Origin of the sequence: Actinotignum schaalii FB123-CNA-2, from assembly GCF_000411135.1 — a bacterium.
Lineage (GTDB): Bacteria > Actinomycetota > Actinomycetes > Actinomycetales > Actinomycetaceae > Actinotignum > Actinotignum schaalii_A.
Genome location: NZ_KE150262.1, coordinates 962,843 through 983,715 on the forward strand (window position 1 = coordinate 962,843; position 20,873 = coordinate 983,715).

The 20,873-nt window shown below is 61.4% G+C and carries 12 protein-coding genes; 11 read left to right on the forward strand and 1 reads right to left on the reverse strand.

Annotated features, from left to right (window positions below):
• The first annotated feature begins 35 nt into the window (after positions 1–35).
• The 10 genes from HMPREF9237_RS09815 to HMPREF9237_RS03910 all read left to right on the forward strand — a co-directional run bounded on the left by HMPREF9237_RS09815 (position 36) and on the right by HMPREF9237_RS03910 (position 17,797).
• Positions 36–2,804: a hypothetical protein gene (locus tag HMPREF9237_RS09815; protein WP_051106968.1), complete on the forward strand. Its 2,769-nt coding sequence runs from the start codon at positions 36–38 to the stop codon at positions 2,802–2,804.
• Positions 2,805–3,073: 269 nt separating this feature from the next.
• Positions 3,074–4,060 carry a methionine ABC transporter ATP-binding protein gene (locus HMPREF9237_RS03870; protein ID WP_016442424.1) on the forward strand — a complete coding sequence of 329 codons (987 nt, stop codon included), beginning with the start codon at positions 3,074–3,076 and terminating at the stop codon, positions 4,058–4,060.
• Positions 4,057–4,806, forward strand: coding sequence for a methionine ABC transporter permease (locus HMPREF9237_RS03875; RefSeq protein ID WP_016442425.1), 750 nt, complete (start codon positions 4,057–4,059; stop codon positions 4,804–4,806). Before HMPREF9237_RS03870 ends, HMPREF9237_RS03875 begins: the two co-directional genes overlap by 4 nt.
• 117 nt (positions 4,807–4,923) lie before the next feature.
• The gene (locus HMPREF9237_RS03880; RefSeq protein ID WP_016442426.1) at positions 4,924–5,766 is read left to right on the forward strand and encodes a MetQ/NlpA family ABC transporter substrate-binding protein; all 843 of its coding nucleotides are present in this window, start codon (positions 4,924–4,926) and stop codon (positions 5,764–5,766) included.
• Positions 5,767–6,064: 298 nt separating this feature from the next.
• A complete protein-coding gene (tig, locus tag HMPREF9237_RS03885; protein ID WP_016442427.1) occupies positions 6,065–7,654 on the forward strand; it encodes a trigger factor in 1,590 nt (529 codons plus the stop codon).
• A gap of 385 nt (positions 7,655–8,039) precedes the next feature.
• Positions 8,040–12,743 carry a metallophosphoesterase gene (locus HMPREF9237_RS08915; RefSeq protein WP_016442428.1) on the forward strand — a complete coding sequence of 1,568 codons (4,704 nt, stop codon included), beginning with the start codon at positions 8,040–8,042 and terminating at the stop codon, positions 12,741–12,743.
• A gap of 340 nt (positions 12,744–13,083) precedes the next feature.
• Positions 13,084–13,731: a ClpP family protease gene (locus HMPREF9237_RS03895; RefSeq protein WP_039898292.1), complete on the forward strand. Its 648-nt coding sequence runs from the start codon at positions 13,084–13,086 to the stop codon at positions 13,729–13,731.
• A gap of 38 nt (positions 13,732–13,769) precedes the next feature.
• Positions 13,770–14,459, forward strand: coding sequence for an ATP-dependent Clp protease proteolytic subunit (locus HMPREF9237_RS03900; protein ID WP_081637309.1), 690 nt, complete (start codon positions 13,770–13,772; stop codon positions 14,457–14,459).
• A 1,665-nt stretch (positions 14,460–16,124) separates the two neighbouring features.
• The gene (gene clpX, locus HMPREF9237_RS03905) at positions 16,125–17,384 is read left to right on the forward strand and encodes an ATP-dependent Clp protease ATP-binding subunit ClpX (protein WP_016442431.1); all 1,260 of its coding nucleotides are present in this window, start codon (positions 16,125–16,127) and stop codon (positions 17,382–17,384) included.
• Entirely contained in the window at positions 17,384–17,797 is a 414-nt protein-coding gene (locus HMPREF9237_RS03910; protein WP_016442432.1) for a chorismate mutase, read from the forward strand. The genes clpX and HMPREF9237_RS03910 overlap by 1 nt, the downstream gene beginning before the upstream one ends.
• Before the next feature lie 77 nt (positions 17,798–17,874).
• Here the strand turns inward: HMPREF9237_RS03910 and HMPREF9237_RS03915 are convergent, their stop codons facing one another.
• The gene (locus HMPREF9237_RS03915) at positions 17,875–19,710 is read right to left on the reverse strand and encodes an AMP-dependent synthetase/ligase (RefSeq protein WP_016442433.1); all 1,836 of its coding nucleotides are present in this window, start codon (positions 19,708–19,710) and stop codon (positions 17,875–17,877) included.
• Positions 19,711–19,840: 130 nt separating this feature from the next.
• Here HMPREF9237_RS03915 and HMPREF9237_RS03920 point away from each other — a divergent pair, with 130 nt between their 5' ends.
• The gene (locus tag HMPREF9237_RS03920) at positions 19,841–20,746 is read left to right on the forward strand and encodes a PIG-L deacetylase family protein (RefSeq protein ID WP_051106970.1); all 906 of its coding nucleotides are present in this window, start codon (positions 19,841–19,843) and stop codon (positions 20,744–20,746) included.
• Positions 20,747–20,873: the final 127 nt, after the last annotated feature.

A 20,873-nucleotide genomic window follows, 5' to 3' on the forward strand; every position in this document is an offset into this window, starting at 1 on the left:
TTGTAGGTTCTGGGATAGGGGCTGTCACCTCCGCAGTGGCAGCTCCCTCGGCCGCGGGCGAGCTACCGGCCGGTTTTGTGCCTGCCGATGCGGTCGCCGATGTGACCTCGGTCGTGGTGAACGCGACCGGCAATAGCTGCACGGGCCGCACGCTCCGCACCGCCAAGCCGGATGATGGGAAAACCTACCCGGCCCAGGATAGTTACTACACCAATAGTGTGACGTACTGCCTGGATCAGTCTTTCGTTACCGGTGATAACAAAATTTCCTGGAACGCTGCCACGAAAACCCTGTGGTTCAATAATTATGTGCAGGACGCCGCGAACGCCTACAAGCGCGGCGTGTCCGTGGACACGGGCAAGATCGCTTCCGATGTGACGGTCAAGTTCAGCGGTACGAATGTTTTCACCGCGAGCGAGGGCGGCTACACCGCGAACGCCCTCTATTTTGCCGGTAACCAGGACGGCCTGTATAAATACGTCCTCGATTTTGATGGCGACGCCACCTTCGATGCCACAAATACGATCAATAAATATCCGGTCAATGTGGCCGATAGTGATCCGTCCGCTAAGTGGCTGAAGGGCGGCTCTATCGGGCTGGATTCTTCCGGTGCGCCGATCGAAATTATCGGTCAGGGAAAGCTCACCGCCGTGGGTAGGGATATTACCTGCGAAAAGTGCGGGAGCGGAGATAACAATACCGCGATGAGCACCGCGATTCGCAGCACCGCGGATCTTAGCATCGGCGGCAATGTTCAGGTCACGGCACGAGTGACCAACGAAACGGGTTTGGCAACCGGAATTAACGCCTGGAAGAACCTCAATATTGACGGTTCCCAGGGTGCTACGGTGACGGCGGAAGCCACCTCCAACACCTCCACGGCAACGGCGATTATGCAGGCCGGTGGCGGCGGTGTAGATAACACCGGCGACGTTATGAACATCACCAATGCGAAGGTCACGGCGCGGGCAACGGCGCAAGGAAAATCGAGTTACGGCTTGTACAGCAGGGGAAATCTCAATGTTGCTGGAACCGCGTCACTTGATGTCACGTCTTCTTCGCAATCTCAAGGGTACGGGGTATACGGCGAAGGCCAGGTAAAGGCCGACGGCGCAGCCACTCTCACGGTGGCCGCTTCCTCAGCGAATGTTGCTGGCGGAGTTGTGGGTGCCACCGGTGTGACCTTCGCGAGCACCGGTGAGAGCCTCATTAAGATGAACGGGGCCAAGAATGCCCCGGCGATCGTCGCTGCGGGTCAGGGCGCCTGCCGCTTCCTGGGCACGGGGGATGTTACCGCCCAAACCGTTGGTGGCTACGGCGCCTACCTCACCTGCCCGAATACCGAATTTGGGGAGCGTATCGGCGTGACCAAGCCCGGCACTTTTGCCCTGGCCGAATTTGCTGACGGTGCTTTTACGGTCGATGATAACCTCGACCGGAACAAGGCGGCCGGCCCGGCTGGTACCAGCCCCGTGTCCTCCAATACCCGTGCACGCTTCGTGGTCAATCACAAGGGGCAGCGCACCGGAAACTGGACGATTGGCCAGGGGTACGTGGCGCAGATCGGCACCACGGCGCAAACTGATTCCATTACCGGTCAGGTGACCGAACCTGGTTCGGCGCACTATCCGGATGGCACCGTGCGGCAGCATATTTTCACCGCGCCGCAAGCTCAGGTGGGCACGAGCGCGCAGCTGAGCATTTCGGCGGGGGAGCAGACTCTTCCCTTCGCCTGGTGGACGGTATCTGACCTGGCCACGCCAACCGAGCAGCTGAGCGCGGAGGCCCTCGGGCAGAATGCGCAGGAGAACCCGTCCGATAGTGCGCTGAGCTTCGCCATGCCGGCCGAGGATCTTACGTTGACGCCGGTGTACGGCAAGATCATTGTGCCCGCAGCGCCCGTGACCGCCCCGCAGCCCTGTGACGGGAGCGGAAGCGTGGCACCGGCACAGGTGACGCTGCCGGAGAATGAAGGCGTGACGTATGGAACGCCGGAAATCAACGGAAACACGGCAACCGTGATCGCTACGGCGAAACCCGGGTATCTCATTGCGAGTCCGGGTGCCGGGGCGAGCTACACGGTTGATAAGAATCATCGTGAGGCCACCTGGACCCTGGATCTCACCTCAACCGCGTGTGCTGCTACTCCATTGGAAAAGCCGGCGGTGACCCCGATTGCTCCGACGCTGGTTCCGGCAGATAGCTGCGGTACTCCAGCCACGGTCACCATTCCGGACTCCTCCTTTGTGGAGTACACCCGCACGGAGAATAACGGCACCGTGACCGTGACAGCGCAGCTTAAGGATCCGGAGCGTTACACCCTCGCCGCTGGCGCTACGACCGAGTGGAGCTTCGATATTTCCGCCCGCGCGTGTCCCGTGCCTGAGCCGCCGGTGAACCCGGATCCGCCGGTCGATCCTGCCCCGGAGCCCGGAACTCCGGGCGAGCCGAATGACCCGGGGACGCCGGGCACTCCGGAGAAACCAGAAGTGCCGGGTACCCCGGATCCGCAACCGGGTACGCCTGGAACGCCTGGAACGCCCGGTACGCCTGGAACGCCCGGAACGCCCAGCGATCCGAACACGCCGCAGGAGCCTGGAACACCCGGAACGCCGAGTGGGCCCGCTGGCCCGAGCGCTCCAGCTGACCCGAAGCCCGCGCCAGAGCAGAAGGCTCCGACGGTGAAGGTCAAGCGCCCCGCGGCCAAGCTCGCGCATACGGGCGCCGCGGCGGTGCCCGTGATTGCAGGAGCGGCCGCGCTCATCCTGGGCGGTTACGCGCTACGCCGTAAGTACCGCGGCTAAGTGAAATAGCAGGCCAGAAGCTTGATAGCTATCCCCTCGGGAACCTTGATAAAGTATTTGCGCAAAACCTTCACCGGTACCGCCGGGAAGGAAAACGTGGAAATACCGGGGAAACCGAGGGGATAGCGCTGTTTTCGCCCTCGAAACCTACCGTGGCGTATCTCATGAGTGAGCCATTGCGTTGTTGTCGCCGGCAAAAACACCTACGATGATTGACTGTGCGCAGCAGCCCCGTTGGGCACACTAAGGGAAATGTCAGGGGATACGAGATGATCGAACTAGCAGAGGTGGAGAAGATCTACCCGCGCCGCGGAGCGGAATCCGTGGCGGCGCTGCGCGGCATCTCGCTTACTATCCCCACGGGAGAAATCCACGGCATCGTTGGCGAATCGGGGGCGGGTAAATCCACCCTTATTCGCTGCCTCACCGCCCTGGAAAAACCCACCAGCGGCTCCATTCGCATTAACGGCGAAGATCTCAACGCGCTGCCGCCCTCGAAATTACGCGCGGCGCGGCGCACCATCGGAATGGTGTTCCAGGGCGGCAACCTGCTCGAGGCACGTACCGCCGCGGATAATATCGCCTATCCCCTCCAGATCGCCGGGGAAAAATCCGCGAAGATAGCCGAACGAGTGCGCGAGCTGCTGGGCGTCGTCGGCCTTGCTGATCGGGGCGATTCTTATCCTTCCCAGCTATCGGGCGGGCAGCGCCAGCGCGTGGCCATTGCGCGCGCCCTAGCCACCACTCCGTCAGTGCTGCTCTGCGATGAGCCCACCTCCGCACTGGATGCGGATACCACCTTGCAGATCCTGGAACTGCTACGCGAGGTTCGTGATGCCTACGGGGTGACCGTCGTTATTATCACCCACGAAATGGACGTGGTGCGCCGCATCTGCGATTCGGTGACCCTCCTCGAATCGGGTCGGATTACCGCCGGTGGCACCATTGAAAGCGTGCTCGCGGACGTAAGTTCACCCCTCGCGCGGCGCCTCGTACCCGCTCCGGATATTGAAACGACCAATATTTCTGGTTCTGTGATTGACATTGCCTTTACCGCCCGCCCCGGTGAAACCGCCGGATCTCAAGCCCTCAGCCTGGCAGCGCGTCTCGGCTGCGATATTGGCGCGGGTGTTTTTGAATCCATCGGTGAGATTCAGATTGCGCGCCTGGCCCTCGTGGTCGATAACGCGCAGGTTGATACCGTTCTCACCGCGATGAACAACGCCGGAATCACCGCGGAGGTGCGGGCAGCATGACCACTCTTCTCAGTGCAGTTCTCAGCCCGGCTCTCTCCGTGCCGGTAGCATCCGCCGCGGCCGCCCTCCCCAACGAGCGCGGCACCTGGTTCGATGCCCCGGAAATCAAAGACGGCTTGGCCCGCGCTACCTTCGAAACACTGGCTATGGTGGGTATCTCCACCGTTATCGCTTCGGCGCTGGGCCTTGTCCTCGGGATGATCCTCGTGGCAACCGGCCGCGGGGGACTACTTCCCTCTCCGCTCCTCAATAAAACCCTCGGTTTTATTGTCAACGTGGGCCGCGCCATTCCTTTCATCATCTTCGTCTTTATTCTCATCGGCTTTTCGCGTGCAATTGCCGGAACGGGCAGCGCCTGGCAAGGCTTCACCGTTCCGCTCACGATCTCCGCGGCCTTCTACTTCGCGCGCCTGGTGGAATCCAATCTCATGGGCGTCGAGCGCGGCAAAGTGGAAGCCGTCCTCATGATGGGAGCTTCCCGCACCCGCATCATGTTCGGGGTGCTCATGCGCGAAGCGCTGCCCGCACTCGTCCAATCCGTCACGATCCTCGCGGTCACCCTCGTCGGCTACTCGGCGATGGCGGGTGCTGTGGGCGGCGGCGGCCTGGGCGCCATGGCTCAAAACGCCGGGTACTACAATAACCGCCCGGATGTCCTCATGATCGTGGTGGTCGTGCTGGTGCTCCTCGTTATGGTCATCCAGGCGCTGGGTGACATGCTCAGCCGGCTGGTGGATCACCGCTAAGGAACCGCCGGCCGGGTCACGCACCACCGGGAAGTACCCGGACCAGCGCTGTCAACAAAAGGTGTGCAGCGATAAGTCATCACCACCAACATTGTGAAAAATAGAGGAATATTAACCATGAAGAAGCTTTCAAAAATTGCCCTGGTAGCTGCGGTGAGCGCGCTCGCGTTGAGCGGCTGCGGTAGCTCGGATTCGTCCTCCTCCGCCCCCGCGAAGAACGACGACGGCGCGGTGCGCCTCGTGGTCGGCGCCTCGCCGGCCCCGCATAAGCAAATCCTAGAATTCGTCAACGATAACCTCGCCAAGGATGCCGGTTTTACCCTGGATATCCGCGAGTACAACGACTACGTGCAGCCCAATGTGGCGCTCAACGCCGGGGAAATCGACGCGAATTACTTCCAGCACCTGCCCTACCTTGAGAACGAAATCAAGGAAAAGAACTACACCCTGGATCACGGCGCGGGTATTCACATCGAGCCCTACGGCATTTACTCCAAGAAGATCAAGCAGCTCAGCGAGCTCAAGGACAATGCCGTGGTGGGTGTGACCAACGATCCGTCCAACCAGGCCCGGGCCCTCGACCTGCTCCAGAAGAACAACCTCATCAAGCTCAACCCGCAGGTTGCTTCCCCCACCATCTACGACGTGGTGGAGAACCCGAAGAACCTCACCTTCCGCGAAGCTGATGCTCCTTCCGTCCCGAAGATCCTCCCGGACGTGGATATCGCGATTATCAACGGTAACTTCGCCCTGCAAAACGGCTTGGTTCCCTCCAAGGACGCTATCTACACCGAAGATCCGACCGATAACCCCTACGGCAATATCCTCGCCTGGAACTCCAAGGCCACCGGTGAGAAGCTCGAGGGTGTGAAGAAGCTGGATGCCGCGCTGCACAGCCCCGAGGTTGCCAAGTACATCCGTGATACCTGGCCGAACGGCGAGGTCATTCCCGCCTTCTAAGCCTCATTGACCTGAGCCTTATCACCTTGCTTGGCCAGCTGTGCTGGTAAGCGAGTGAGCTATCAGCTGCCCGGTACCTCGGTGCGAGGTACCGGGCAGCTGCGTCGTCGTGCCTGCAAGCAGCACGCGGGTGAGAGTGCGTTCACATATGGCGAGTAGTTTCACGCTAGAACTCCCATCACCTAGGGTGCGTGCCGTAGAATTAGCGGGTATGCCCGCGCCCGGCGCGGCGCAGTAAGGGGACGAATTCGTCCTATCGACAAGGGTTATCACCCCCATTTTTAGACTGGAGAAAAAGTTGGAAAGCTCCTACGAACAGCTCGATCCCACCCAGGTAAAGCTGACCGTCGAGGTTCCTTTTGAGGAATTCAAGCCGGAAATTGACAAGGCCGCGAAGACTATCGGCAACCAGGTGCAGATTCCTGGCTTCCGCCGGGGCCACGTGCCCGCGCGCGTTCTCGAAGCGCAGATTGGCCGCGCCGCGATTGTGGAGCAGGCAATTAACGATTCCCTGGACGGTTACTACCAGGACGTTCTGGAAGAACACGATCTCGTTCCCATGGGCCGTCCCGCGGTGGACGTGACCGGCGTGGCGATGGAGAAGAACTCCACCGATCCGCTCGCCTTCACCGTCACGGTGGATGTGCGCCCGGCCATCGTTCTCCCGGATCCGGCGCAGTACAGCTTCGAAGTGGAAGCCACCAATGCCGATGATGATGCCGTGGAGGAACGCCTCGAGCAACTGCGCGAACGTTTCGCCACCCTCACAACGGTGGAACGCGCTGCCGCCAGCCGTGATTACGTCACCATTAACCTCTCCGCCAGCATTGACGGTGAGGAAGTTGATTCGGTGGAGGGCGTTTCCTACCGCATCGGTGATGACAATATGCTCGATGGCCTGGATGAGGCCGTCAACGGTGCCTCCGCCGGCGATGAGCTCAGCTTCACTTCCACCCTCGTGGGCGGGGAACACGCCGGGCAGCAGGCCGATGTTAAGGTCACGGTGGAGAAGGTGCAGGAATCTGAACTTCCGGAAGCGGATGATGATTTCGCCCAGCTCGCCTCCGAATTTGACACCATTGAGGAACTGCGCGCGGATCTGGCGGAGAAGGCCGCCACGGATGCCGCCCAGGTCCAGGTCATGGCTGCCCGTAATCTTCTGCTTGATAAGCTCCGTGAGGATGTCGCGGTGCCGCTGCCCAAGCGCGTGATCGACGCTGAAGTGGAACGCCATCTCGAATCCGAAAACCGCGCCACCGACGATGACCACGCCAAGGAAATCCGCGGGGAAATCCGCGATTCTCTGCGTGACCAGATCATCCTGGACGAACTGGCCAAGAAGTTCGGTGTGGATACCACCCAGGATGAACTCTTCAACTTCCTGGTTCAGCAGGCTCAGTCTTACGGCATGGACCCCAACCAGTTCATTTCCGCGGCCGCCCAGACCGGCCAGCTCGGGGCTTTCAGCGGTGAACTGCGCCGCGGCAAGGCTCTCATTTCGGCGCTGCGCCTGGCCAAGGTTGTGGACACTAACGGCAATGAAGTGGATGTCATCAAGGTCGTTGGTGAAAAGCCGGAAGAAGAACTGACCCCGGACTTCTCCGCTGCTCCGTCCCGCCCCGTGTGGGACGGCCCGGTGGATGAGGACGGTGCGGCTGGCTCCAGCACGGTGGAGGGCGACGACGCCGCGCCCGCGGAGGAAACGCCCGCCGCAGATGCGCCGGCCGCGGATGCGGACGCTTTCGACCCGGCCGCCAAGAAGGTGGACGAAGTGGTGGAATACGCCCAGGGTGCGGATGCCGCTGAAGTGGCCCGCGTGCTCGAAGCGGAGAAGGCCGGCAAGGCTCGCAAGACCCTCGTGAAGAAGCTCGAGGAGCTCCTCGGCTAATTCGGGGATTTTATTAGCTGCTCGCTAGTGTGGCGGGCGTGTGGGGTGGGAGGCTCAGCCTCCCACCCCACACGCGTATTCGCGCAGCGCAGCTGCGTCGTCGTACCACCACGGCACATACGGTGCACCGCACCGTGCCGCCATGCCCCGCCGCACAGCCGCACCGTGCTGCCATGCCCCGCCGCACAGCCGCACCGTAGTACTTGCCGCACCGTAGTACTTGCCGCACCGTAGTAACGTCGCAATGTGATATTCAATCGGGGCTCCTTAAATTAAGGGGATGTTTACGGCTCATTAAGGCGAATTCAATAGTTTGAGCAATGGAAACGCGTGTTTCCGAGTCGGGCCAATCCGCGCCCCGACTAGCTCAAAGCGAAGGATATTCATGCGACACGTGCGTCGAGCAGTAGCGGCTCTAGCTGCCGCTACGCTAGTGCCGGTCGGGGTGGCATTTACCGTGCCAGCCGTAGCCGACCCAGTACTCCCGGGAGTCGATTCTCCGGCTCTCGCCTCTACGAATGAGAATCCCGTCGTCGTTGACGGAGTGACTCAGCCCATGGATCCGCGTCCCGGTTTCCGGGTGCTGCCCTATCTGCAGCGCCCCGGTGCCCACGAGATGACGATTAACTGGTTTACGGAACTGGGCCATAATGCCGTTCTCACCATCACCGGCCCGGGCCTGCCCGCCGAAGGGCGTACCTATACGGTGGCCGGCATGCAGAACCCGGTCAATGATTACCAGGACTACGAACTCAAGCAGGGCACCCTCAGCCGCGGGAAGGCGCTATCGGTACCTCAGGGCGCCTGGATTCGCGCAGATCATCCCTACAAGTACAGCCAGCGCGTGGAAGAGCTCCAGCCCAGCTCCACCTACACCTACACGGTCACGGTGGACGGCTACGCGCATTCCGCCACGCTCCGTACCCTCCCCGATGGAAAGGCTGGGATCACCGATCCGCTCCACATCATTGCCTTCTCTGATACCGAAACTGATCCCATCGGGCGCGTGACCTACCGCGAATGGGAACAGACCCTCAACCTGGCCGAGGGCTCCGAAGAACGCCCGGGGAAGGACTCGGCCTGGGATAAGAAATTCGGTGGCTCCACCCGTAACGGCAAGTACGCCGTCAATTACATGCTCACCGAGGATAAGGCGCAGGAAATCAATAACGCCGCCATTGCCGCCGCTAAACCGGACCTGGTGCTGCTGCCCGGCGATATCGCCGAACGCGCCTCCTCCCAAAGCCACTGGGATGAATGGTTCCGCTACTTCGCCGGTGATAAAGGCCAGCTCCTCGATTCGATTCCGATTATCACCTCGCTGGGCAACCACGAAGTGTACGGCTACGGCAGCCCGGATGATCGCACCGCGGTAGCTCGGGCGCGCGCCGCCTACAACCAGGTTTTTGATACCAACGGCTCGGATAACGCGAATGCTCGCGATGCCTATCACCGCACCGATATGGGGCCGGTAACCATTATCAGCCTCGATTCGACTAACGGCACCGATCAGACACCGGATAAGATGCCCGAAGAAGCCAAGATCGAAGGCAATGACGAAGGCATTACCGCCGCTCAGCTCGGGACTGATACCCAGGGCGTTTTCCCGTACGAGGAATACGCCCGGGACTTCCCCAAGTCGGTGGCGGCCGGCTGGTGGGGCCCGGATGCGGCCCCCGATTCGGTGGACCAGCCCAGCTTTATGCCCGGTTCGGATCAGTACCGCTGGCTCGAGGAACAGCTGGCTGATGCTCGCGCCAAGGGCCAGATCATCATCGTGCAGTACCACCACGTGGCCTACTCCAACGGCGTGCACGGCACCCCGATGGGGCACAAGTTCCACGACAGCCAGCCGGGTGTGCCCATGCGCCACCTCCAGCCGCTTTTCGAAAAGTACAATGTCGCCTCCGTATTCTCCGGCCATGACGAAATGTTCCAGGCCTCCTACGTGGACGAAGCGGGCGACGGCGTGGGCGTCTACCACTGGGACGTTGGCGTAGCTTCCGACGGCCTGCGCGGCGAAAAAATGGTCAAGACGGGGGAGGGCGGTGCCTTCGAACCGCTGCGTTTCAACTCCCACTCCGTGTGGATGGCGCAGGCCAACGAACCGGAAATGTGGAAGACCAACGAGGCGGGCGTGAAGAAGCTCATCTCCGGTGGAAAGCACTACGGACACCTGGATATCAAGATTCAGCCCTACGCCGGTCCGGCCCTCGATTCCGGAGCGAAACCGGCCGCGGAAATGGTTATGACCCCCATCTCGCTCTTCCCGGTCCTCGATGACACTTACGAGGTGGAAAAGGTGGAACGCCGCGAGCTGCTCTCCGGGCAGTTCACCGTGTACCTGGATGCGGAAGGTAATCCGCTGGCTGGCACCCCGCAGGACGGCACCGGCGAGGCGGAAGAAAAGACCCCGCTCTCGAACTTCTCCCTCGGCGTCATTCCTGATACCCAGTTCTACTCGCGCTACGCCACCGCGGAAACCGGTAACCAATTCGGTGCCATGTACGGCAGCGAACCCTTCTCCGCCCAGACCTCCTGGATTGCGCAGAACGCCGAGAAGTACGGCATTAAGATGTCCATGCACCTGGGCGATATCGTCGATCAGTACAACCGTCCCCAGCAGTGGGAGATCGCCGATAAGGCGATGAAGATTCTGGAAGACGCGGGGCACCCGTACTCGATTCTTGCCGGTAATCACGACGTCGGGGCCGATGCTTCGGATACCGACCCGGTCGGCTACGGCACCTATAAGGAATGGTTCAGCGGTGAGCGTGCCGCCAAGAATTCCACTTTCGTGGAACGTGATCCGTCCGGGGCGCACGAATACCACATTCTCAAGGTGAACGGTCAAGATTTCCTGGTGATGAACCTGTCCTGGCAGGCTCAGGATGATGCCTTGCAGTGGGCCTCCGATGTGCTCGATAAGCACCCGAATACCCCCACGATCGTCAATTCCCACCAGCTCATTAACGTGGAGGGCGACGGCGTGACGCCGCTGGCCACCGAGTTCGGTGAAAAGGTATGGAACAAGGTCATCCGTAATCACGACCAGGTGTTCCTCACCTTCAACGGCCACCACCACGGCGCGACCACCTGGACGCGCACGAACGACGCCGGCCATCCCGTTTACCAGGTCCTCATGGACTACCAGATGGCCTACATGGGTGGAAACGGCTACATGGGCATGGTGGAATTCGACCTGCCGGGTAACAAGATTTACCAGACGTCCTTCTCGCCCTGGGTCATGACCAAGGCTAAGGACACCCTTGTTCCCGACGACCAGGCCATTCTCAACGGCCCGGGCCAAACCTTTGAGCTCGACTTCAACTTCGCGGAACGTTTCCCGAACCTCGTTATTGCTGATACGAAGGCTTCTTTGACGACGCCGCAGCTGCGCGAGTGGCTTGCTACCTACGATGCGCCGACCCAGGTTACCCCCACCGCCCCGACCGGTGCGGAGGACTACCCGAAGGTGGACAGCACCGTGGCCCACTGGAAGATGCCGGTGGATAAGGCCGAAGGCACCCCGGTTGCCGTGGGTGAAGCCATCGTGGACGCCGTGGGTGGGGATAACTTCACCCGGGCCCCGCTGGACCAGCCCGGTTCCAAGGGAGCCGAAGAAGGCGACGTCGTATGGACCCGTGACCACCACCCGCTCTCGGCCAATGCCGGCGCGGTGTGCTTCGCCAATGGTGGGCGTGATAACGCGCGGTGGAATAACTTCGTGACCGCCGCTGATGCCGCCGTCAATAATGAGACCTTCGAGAACGGTTTCACCTTCGAGACCTTCATCAAGATCTCCCCGAAGTTCGATAACAAGAACAACGCCTGGATGGCCTGGCTCTCCCGCGATGGTCAGCGCCAGAACATCGCTGGCTACAACAACACCGAGGGTGAAGAACCGCCCTTCGCGTGGGCAATGTCCAATTTGGCTGAAATCCAGTTCTCCTTCGTGGATTCCCAGAAGCCCACCCCGGCTGAATCTTCGGCGTGGTCGGGTGAAATTGTGGCCCGCGATCAGTGGCTCCACCTCGCGGTGGTCAACGATCCGGAGACCAAGATGACCACCATGTACGTGGATGGTGTGCCGGTGCTGCGTAATTCGCCGGGCACCGTGGGCGTGGGCACCCAGGGTCTGCCCTGGGTTCTCGGTGCGGGCTCCTACGCCGGTGTGCGTGAATCCGGTTTCCAGGGCTGCGTCGGTGAAGTCCGCCTCGTGGTCGAACCGCTTGATTCGAGCAAGTGGCTGACCGCGCGTGCCGGGGAAACCCCGGGCGGCGAGCAACCCGGTGGCGAAGAACCGGGTACCGAGCCGAGCGTTGAGCCGACGGAGCCGAGCACGCCGGGCACGGAGCCTACGGAACCGGGCGATAAGCCCAGTGAAGAACCGAGCAAGCCGGCGGCGCCGCAGGGTAACCTGCTCTTCAGCTCCACCGCCCTGGCCGGTGGTAATGCCGACCGTGTCACCAGCTACGGCCGTGCCGGTGAAACCATCTTCGTGGGCGATTGGGACGGCGACGGCGTGGACACCCCCGGGGTGCGCCGCGGTAACACCTTCCTGCTGACCAATGCCGCCACCGGTAATGCCCAGGTGCAGTTCTCCTTCGGCCGCGCGGATGACGAGATCGTTATCGGCGACTGGAACGGGGATGGTAAGGACACCATCGGGGTGCGGCGCGGTAACACGGTGTACGTGCGCGATGACCTGGCGGGTGGCAACCACACGGCCGCGGTAGCCTTCGGGCGCCACGGTGACCAGATCGTGGCCGGTGACTGGGATGGCAACGGGCGCGACGAACTCGCGGTGCGCCGCGGCAACACCGTTTTCGCCCAGGCTTCCTTCGCTGACACCCAGGCCAAGTTCACCTCCTCCTACGGCCGGCCCGGTGACGTCTTCCTCGCCGGCGACTGGAACGGAGACGGTGTGGATGGCATTGGCGTGGTCCGCGGTAACGTCTGGCACTTGCGTGAGAACGTGGGTGAAGGCGTCGCGGTGGCCAGCTTCGGCTTTGGCCGCGCCGGGGATGTATTCCTCGCCGGTGACTGGAACGGAGCAGGCGCTGACCGCCCGGCCGTCAACCGCTAGCAGTCCGCTACCAGCGGCTAGTAGCTAGCCAGCTCCCCAGCGGGAGGGCAGCGAGAATCACCTCGATGCCCTCCCGCTCTTTTTCTCAGTTGCGACGCCATGGCGGCGCCATGACGGGGCACCGGCGCGTGGCACCGTGGTGCTGTGCCGCTACACTGGCGCGTGGCGCGCTGGCGCCGTCGTGCTCCGCGGCACCGTGACGGCGCCAACCATGCGCCATCAGCGAAAAAGTCTCGAGCCAGGATGATCGCGGTGGCCCGCGGGCGTTAAAGTCGCATACGAGTATGGAATCTCCGCGTGGGGGTTCCGAGGAAGGAAAACCGTGACCACATCACCTCGCATGGAAGGCCGGGATAATAACCAGCCTTCAGCATTCGGCGATGCTGTTTACCAGCGCCTCCTCAAGGAACGCATCATTTGGCTCGGCTCGGAGGTTCGCGATGATAATGCGAATCAGATTTGCGCCCAGATGATGCTCCTTGCCGCGGAGGATCCGGAGAGCGATATTTACCTATACATTAATTCTCCGGGTGGCTCGGTCACCGCGGGTATGGCCATTTTTGACACCATGCAGTATGTGCAACCGGATGTTGTGACGGTGGCTATGGGTATGGCGGCCTCGATGGGCCAATTCTTGCTCTCAGCTGGTACGAAGGGTAAGCGTTATATCACCCCGCATACCCGCGTTCTTATGCACCAGCCTTCGGGCGGCGCCGGCGGGGTAGCCGCTGATATCCGTATCAACGCCAATCTCATCTTGCAGATGAAGGAAGAACTTGCCGGACTTAACGCTAAGCACACCGGCAAGTCGTTGGAACAGATCCTGGAGGATTCCGAACGGGATCACTGGTTCACCGCGCAGGAAGCATTGGAATACGGCTTCGTGGATCACATTATTTCCAATTCGCAGGTCATGCTCAAGAAGCCGAATAGCGATAATAACGACGGCGCACTGGAAGCCAGCCACGCGGGGGAGGAGCTCTCATGACGATGAATTTCCGAGCCGCGGGTAACCTGCCCGCCATGATGGCTGCCGGCTACGGTGCTGGCAACGCTCCCAGCGCTGGTTTCGGCTACGGTAGCGCGGGCCCCATGCCTTCCAACCGCTACGTCCTTCCCGATTTCGAAGAACGCACCCCTTACGGGTACAAGCGCTCCAACCCCTACACGAAGCTTTTCGAGGATCGCATTATTTTCCTCGGGGTGCAGGTGGATGACGCTTCGGCCGATGATGTGATGGCCCAGTTGCTCGTCCTCGAATCGATGGACCCGAACTCCCCGGTGACCATGTACATCAACTCCCCGGGTGGTTCCTTCACCGCGCTCACCGCTATTTACGACACCATGCAGTACATCAAGCCGCAGATTCAGACCGTGTGCCTGGGGCAGGCGGCCTCCGCGGCGGCGGTGCTGCTGGCTGCCGGCTCTCCGGGCCGGCGCCTGGCGCTTCCCAATGCTCGGGTGCTCATCCACCAGCCCGCCATGGAGGGCATGCAAGGCCAGGCCACAGATATTTCTATCGTGGCCGATGAGCTCGATCGCATGACGGAATGGTTGGTCAACACCTTGGCCCACCACAGCGGGAAATCTCCCGATCAGGTACGGGCAGATATCCAGCGCGATAAGATCCTCACCGCCCAGCAGGCCAAGGAATACGGCCTGGTGGACAACGTGCTCGAATCGCGTAAAAATGCGGATACCGTAACCAACGGTTAATAGAATTCGCGCGCTCGTGCTCGGGCTTGTAGCTTCGGGCTGTAGCTTCGGGCGGTAGCGCGTATCATGGGCGGGTAGGGGCCAGGTGCTCCTGCCCGCCCACGTGCATGGGGCGGCGGGGCACGGCGCGGGAGCTGCGCCGTCGTACAACTCACTGACCGGGCGCCCCGCGTGGGAACGTGACCTTTGGGCGAAGATGCGGTGAAATAGGGAAGACGTGCGTACGGCGCGGGAGCTGCGCCGTCGTACAACTCACTGACCGGGCGCCCCGCGTGGGAACGTGACCTTTGGGCGAAGATGCGGTGAAATAGGGAAGACGTGCGTACGGCGCGGGAGCTGCGCCGTCGTACAACTCACTGACCGGGCGCCCCGCGTGGGAACGTGACCTTTGGGCGAAGATGCGGTGAAATAGGGAAGACGTGCGTACGGCGCGGGAGCTGCGCCGTCGTACAACTCACTGACCGGGCGCCCCGCGTGGGAACGTGACCTTTGGGCGAAGATGCGGTGAAATAGGGAAGACGTGCGTACGGCGCGGGAGCTGCGCCGTCGTACAACTCACTGACCGGGCGCCCCGCGTGGGAACGTGACCTTTGGGCGAAGATGCGGTGAAATAGGGAAGACGTGCGTACGGCGCGGGAGCTGCGCCGTCGTACAACTCACTGACCGGGCGCCCCGCGTGGGAACGTGACCTTTGGGCGAAGATGCGGTGAAATAGGGAAGACGTGCGTACGGCGCGGGAGCTGCGCCGTCGTACAACTCACTGACCGGGCGCCCCGCGTGGGAACGTGACCTTTGGGCGAAGATGCGGTGAAATAGGGAAGACGTGCGTACGGCGCGGGAGCTGCGCCGTCGTACAACTCACTGACCGGGCGCCCCGCGTGGGAACGTGACCTTTGGGCGAAGATGCGGTGAAATAGGGAAGACGTGCGTACGGCGCGGGAGCTGCGCCGTCGTACAACTCACTGACCGGGCGCCCCGCGTGGGAACGTGACCTTTGGGCGAAGATGCGGTGAAATAGGGAAGACGTGCGTACGGCGCGGGAGCTGCGCCGTCGTACAACTCACTGACCGGGCGCCCCGCGTGGGAACGTGACCTTTGGGCGAAGATGCGGTGAAATAGGGAAGACGTGCGTACGGCGCGGGAGCTGCGCCGTCGTACAACTCACTGACCGGGCGCCCCGCGTGGGAACGTGACCTTTGGGCGAAGATGCGGTGAAATAGGGAAGACGTGCGTACGGCGCGGGAGCTGCGCCGTCGTACAACTCACTGACCGGGCGCCCCGCGTGGGAACGTGACCTTTGGGCGAAGATGCGGTGAAATAGGGAAGACGTGCGTACGGCGCGGGAGCTGCGCCGTCGTACAACTCACTGACCGGGCGCCCCGCGTGGGAACGTGACCTTTGGGCGAAGATGCGGTGAAATAGGGAAGACGTGCGTACGGCGCGGGAGCTGCGCCGTCGTACAACTCACTGACCGGGCGCCCCGCGTGGGAACGTGACCTTTGGGCGAAGATGCGGTGAAATAGGGAAGACGTGCGTACGGCGCGGGAGCTGCGCCGTCGTACAACTCACTGACCGGGCGCCCCGCGTGGGAACGTGACCTTTGGGCGAAGATGCGGTGAAATAGGGAAGACGTGCGTACGGCGCGGCCGCGAGGCAAGGAGGAACATGGCGACCGTCGATGCAGCAGAAGCTCTCAAGTGTTCGTTCTGCCAGAAAACCCAACGCCAGGTGAAGAAACTCATCACCGGCTCGGGTGTATATATCTGCAATGAATGCATTGAGCTATGCAATGAGATTATCGCCGAGGAATTCGGGAAGGAAAACGATGGTTTTTCCCCGAATGAGCTTCCCGTTCCCGCTGATATTTACGCGTTTTTGAATGAGTATGTGGTGGGGCAGGATGCCGCGAAGCGCACGCTCGCCGTCGCCGTGTATAACCACTACAAGCGTTTGCGCGCCAAAGCTGCGCCGCGCCCCGCCGATGGTGAGGATACCGTTGAGCTCGGCAAGTCCAATATTTTGCTGCTTGGACCCACCGGAACTGGGAAAACGTATCTTGCCCAGTCGCTGGCGCGGATGCTTGATGTGCCCTTCGCGATCGCGGATGCCACCTCTCTCACCGAAGCCGGGTACGTGGGCGAAGATGTCGAGAATATTTTATTGCGGCTCGTGCAGGCTGCCGGTGATGATGTGAAAAAGGCCGAATCCGGCATTATTTACATCGATGAAATCGATAAAATCACGCGCAAATCTGAAAATCCTTCCATTACCCGCGACGTGTCGGGGGAGGGCGTACAGCAGGCACTCCTCAAAATTGTGGAGGGGACGGTCGCGGCGGTGCCGCCGCAGGGCGGGCGCAAGCACCCCCAGCAGGACTATCTCCAGATCAATACCTCGAATATTCTTTTTATTTGCGCCGGTGCGTTTGCGGGTTTGGAAGATGTTATATCTACCCGCGTAGGGCGCCACGGTATCGGTTTCGGGGCACAATTGCACGACGCCGACGCCCATTCGGATATGCTCTCGCAGGTCACCCCGGAGGACCTCCACAAATACGGCCTCATCCCGGAGCTGGTGGGGCGCCTGCCCGTTATTGCCACGGTAGAAGCACTGGGCGAAGACGACCTGGTGCAGATCCTCACCGAGCCGCGCAATGCCCTCGTCAAGCAGTACACCCGAATGTTTGAGCTGGACGGGGTGCACCTGACCTTCCAGGACGAGGCGCTGCGTGCCATGGCACGTGAAGCTATGGAACGGGGCACCGGGGCGCGCGGGCTGCGCTCCATTATGGAACGGGTACTCGGCCCGGCCATGTTTGATGTGCCTTCCCGCAAGGATGTCCGGGAAGTGATTGTGACCCGCGCGGCGGTCACGGACGGTGCACCTGTGGAGATTGTTTCCGCTGCGCAACGGAAGAGCGCTTAGTGGGCGGCGAAGGGATGCGGCGCCATCCGGATGCAGAACGCTGCGCCGCGGAACTCGGGGCTTTGCGGGCGCGCCTCGACGTTTTGGATGCCCAGCTTATTGAGCTGCTGGGGCAACGCAAGCAGGTGACCGATGCCGTGGGGAGCCTCAAGGACCGCTACCGGCTTCCCGCTCGCGATATGGCGCGCGAAGGTGTCCAGCACGCTCGAATTGCCGAGCTGGCGCGCGGGGCGGGGCTAGATCCCGACTTCGCGGTGCGGGTGCATAATGTCATCACCTCGCGGGCCGTCGAGGATCACCAGCGTATTTCCCGCGCTTCTCGTGCTGCGCAGGCTTCCCGCGCTGCGCAGGCTGGCCGTGTTGTTCAGGCTCAGCGCGCTGAGCGTGAAGCTGGCGATGAAGGCGCGCACTAGCTTCGCCCCGCACAAGGAAAAACGAGTCGGGGCGCGGACTAAGGTAGCCCACGCCCCGCTCCCAGCCGAACTATGACCTAATCGCGGTTCTTATCGCCCTTATCCCCGTAAATATCGCGCCCGATCACGGCGGCGAAATCGCGGAGTACCGCGGTGCGCTTCACCTTGAGGGAGGCGGTGAGGTAGCCGTTCTCCGGGGTGAAGTCGATAGGCAGAATAACGAATTTGCGGATGGATTCCGCGCGGGAAACCGCTTCGTTGGTGCGCTTAATGGCGCGATCCACCGCGGCGATAATCTGCGGATCGTGCACGGCCTCCGAAACGGACATTGCCGGCAGATTCTTGTTCTTCAGCCAGATAGGCAGCATCTCCGCGTCCAGGGTGATAAGCGCACCCACGAAAGGCCGCTGATCACCCACTACAACCACCTGCGAAATAAGTGGGTGTCCACGCAGCCGGTCTTCCAGGATTGCGGGAGAGACGTTCTTCCCCCCGGCGGTCACAATAAGTTCCTTCTTCCGCCCGGTAATCCACACGAAGCCATCTTCGATCTTGCCGAGGTCACCGGTGCGATACCAGCCGTCCTCGGTAAAAGCCTTGGCGGTTTCTTCCGGATTATTCAGGTACTTGTGGAAAACGTGATCGCCCTTGACAAGCACTTCGCCGTCGGTATCAATCGCAACGTGGCAGCCGGGATAGGCCGGACCCACCGAGCCGATTCGCTGGTGGTTGAAGCGGTTCACCGTGGTGGGTGCGGAGGTTTCCGTCGCTCCGTAGCCTTCGAAAATATTAATCCCGATGCCGCGGAAGAAATGCCCGAGCCGTGCACCCAGCGGCGCGCCACCAGAAATCACATTCTCGAGGTTCCCGCCGGTAATCTCCTTAATCTTGGAGTAGACCAGGCGTTCACCCACTTCGTGTTGGGCCCGCAATGCTAGCGAAGGCCCGGCTGCACTATCGAGGGCCCGCGAATAAGCAATCGCCACTTTGGCGTAGTAGCGGAAAATCTTCTGTTTCACGCCGGTGGCCTGGGCATCCGCCGCGTTGTAAATCTTTTCGAAAACACGCGGCACTGCCAAAATGTAATGCGGCTTGAAAGACTTCATATCTTCGACGAGGTTATGGGTATCGGGGCAGTGCCCGATGGTATTGCCCGCGTAGAAAGCCACCAGGTTAATAAAGCGCGCGAAAACATGGGCCATGGGGAGGAAGAGCAGGGTACGTTTCTCGCCGGAGAGGATCGGGGCGAGGTTATCATCCAACGGCCCGTTAATAACGACGTGCAGCAGGTTGCGGTGGCTGAGAACCACGCCCTTGGGCCGGCCTGTCGAGCCAGAGGTGTAGATGACGGTAGCTTCGTCGTCGGCATGCATAGCATCGATACGGCGGTCAATCTCAGCATCGAGATCCATGGTGCCGCGCGCGGAAATCCGGGCCAGGTCATCATCAGAAATAACGAAAATATCGCTAAAGAAATCAAAATCGGAACGGAAAGGCGCCATAACGGCGGCCATCTGCCGGTTTTCGACGACGGCAAAACGGCAGTGCGCATCTTCTACAATCCAGCGAGCCTGCTCCGTGGAATCAGTTTCGTACACGGTGACGGCCATCGCACCAATGGACCACAGCGCGAAATCAACAACGCAGAATTCATAGCGGGTGTGACACATGAGAGCGATACGATCCCCGGGCTGGACGCCCATGGCGATAAAGCCGCGTGCCAGCGCGCGATATTCGGATTCGAAAGTCCGCCATGCCACCGGCACCCATTGCCCCAGCGAGGCTTTGCGTGCCACCACGGTGCGCTCGGGCTGCTCGCGTGCGATGTTACGGAAAACCCACGGAATCGTCATTTCATCGGTGATATGAATCTTTCCGGGAGTGAAAACTTCAGTCCGCTCGATTTCGGCCATGATTCTCCTCAAGGTTACGCGTGAGTAAGTAAAGTGTACGGCACGCGCAGGAAACGGGGGTGGAGGCACGATGAGAGAGTTCTCATTACCTCCTCACCGCGATATTAACACGGGGCGGAACACTGGAGCCATGACGATCTCCATGAATGCTCTGCTTGCCGTGCTGCTACTTGTGGCGGCACTGTCCGTTGTCCTCCTTGAAACTTCAGTACGACGACGCATCCGCGCCTTCCGGCCCCTTCAGCTTTTTACGCTGGGAAGTGCTTTCCTTCTCGTTCCGGCTAATATCGCCCTGCTGGGCGGGAATGCGCCCGCGAACCTGGAGCGGTGGGTGAGCCTGGGCTCCGTTGCGGCGCTGGCCACCCAGCTCCTTCTCCTGGTGAGTGGCTGGATTCCGGTGGGGGCGGCGGCGCCCACGCGCCGTATTCTCGCCGTCGGGGCGCATCCTGATGATCTGGAATTGGCATGCGGGGGTACTCTGGCGCGCTTGGCCGATGCGGGGCATGAGATTCATGCCATCGTGGCGGCGGACGGTGCGGTGGGAGGTAATGCCGGGGAGCGGGCCGGGGAAGCCCGGCGCGCCGGTACGTTCCTCGGGGTGACCTCACTGCGCACCCTCGGCCTACCCGATACCTGCCTCGCCGAACACGAAAACACTCTCACCGCCGCTATTGAAGAAAAAATCCGCACCCTCAACCCGGATATTATTTTCACCCATTCAGCCCACGACCAGCACCAGGACCACACCGCCGTGCACCGCGCCACCATGCGGGCCGGACGGCGCCACCCGGCGATTCTTTGCTATGAATCCCCCTCCGCTACCGCAAACTTTTCTCCGCAAGTCTTCGTGGATATCACCGAGTACACCGGGGTGAAAAGCGCCGGGGTGGCTATCCACGCCGACCAGATGGACAAGCCGTATATGGCCGGTGACGTCCTCACCGCCAAAGCTAATTTCCGGGGCGAACAAGCCAAAATGGAGGCCGCGGAAGCTTTTGAAGCGGTACGCATTCCCGCTTTCCGGGGCGTGCTCTAAATCTTCGTGGCGTGCTCTCAGCCCGGGGTGCCTGCCTGCACCGTGCCTGCGCCGTTGCACTGCCCGCACCGCGAGCGCCGTCGCTCCGTGCGCCTGCGCGCGCCGTGGGCACCGTTGCCCCGTGCCT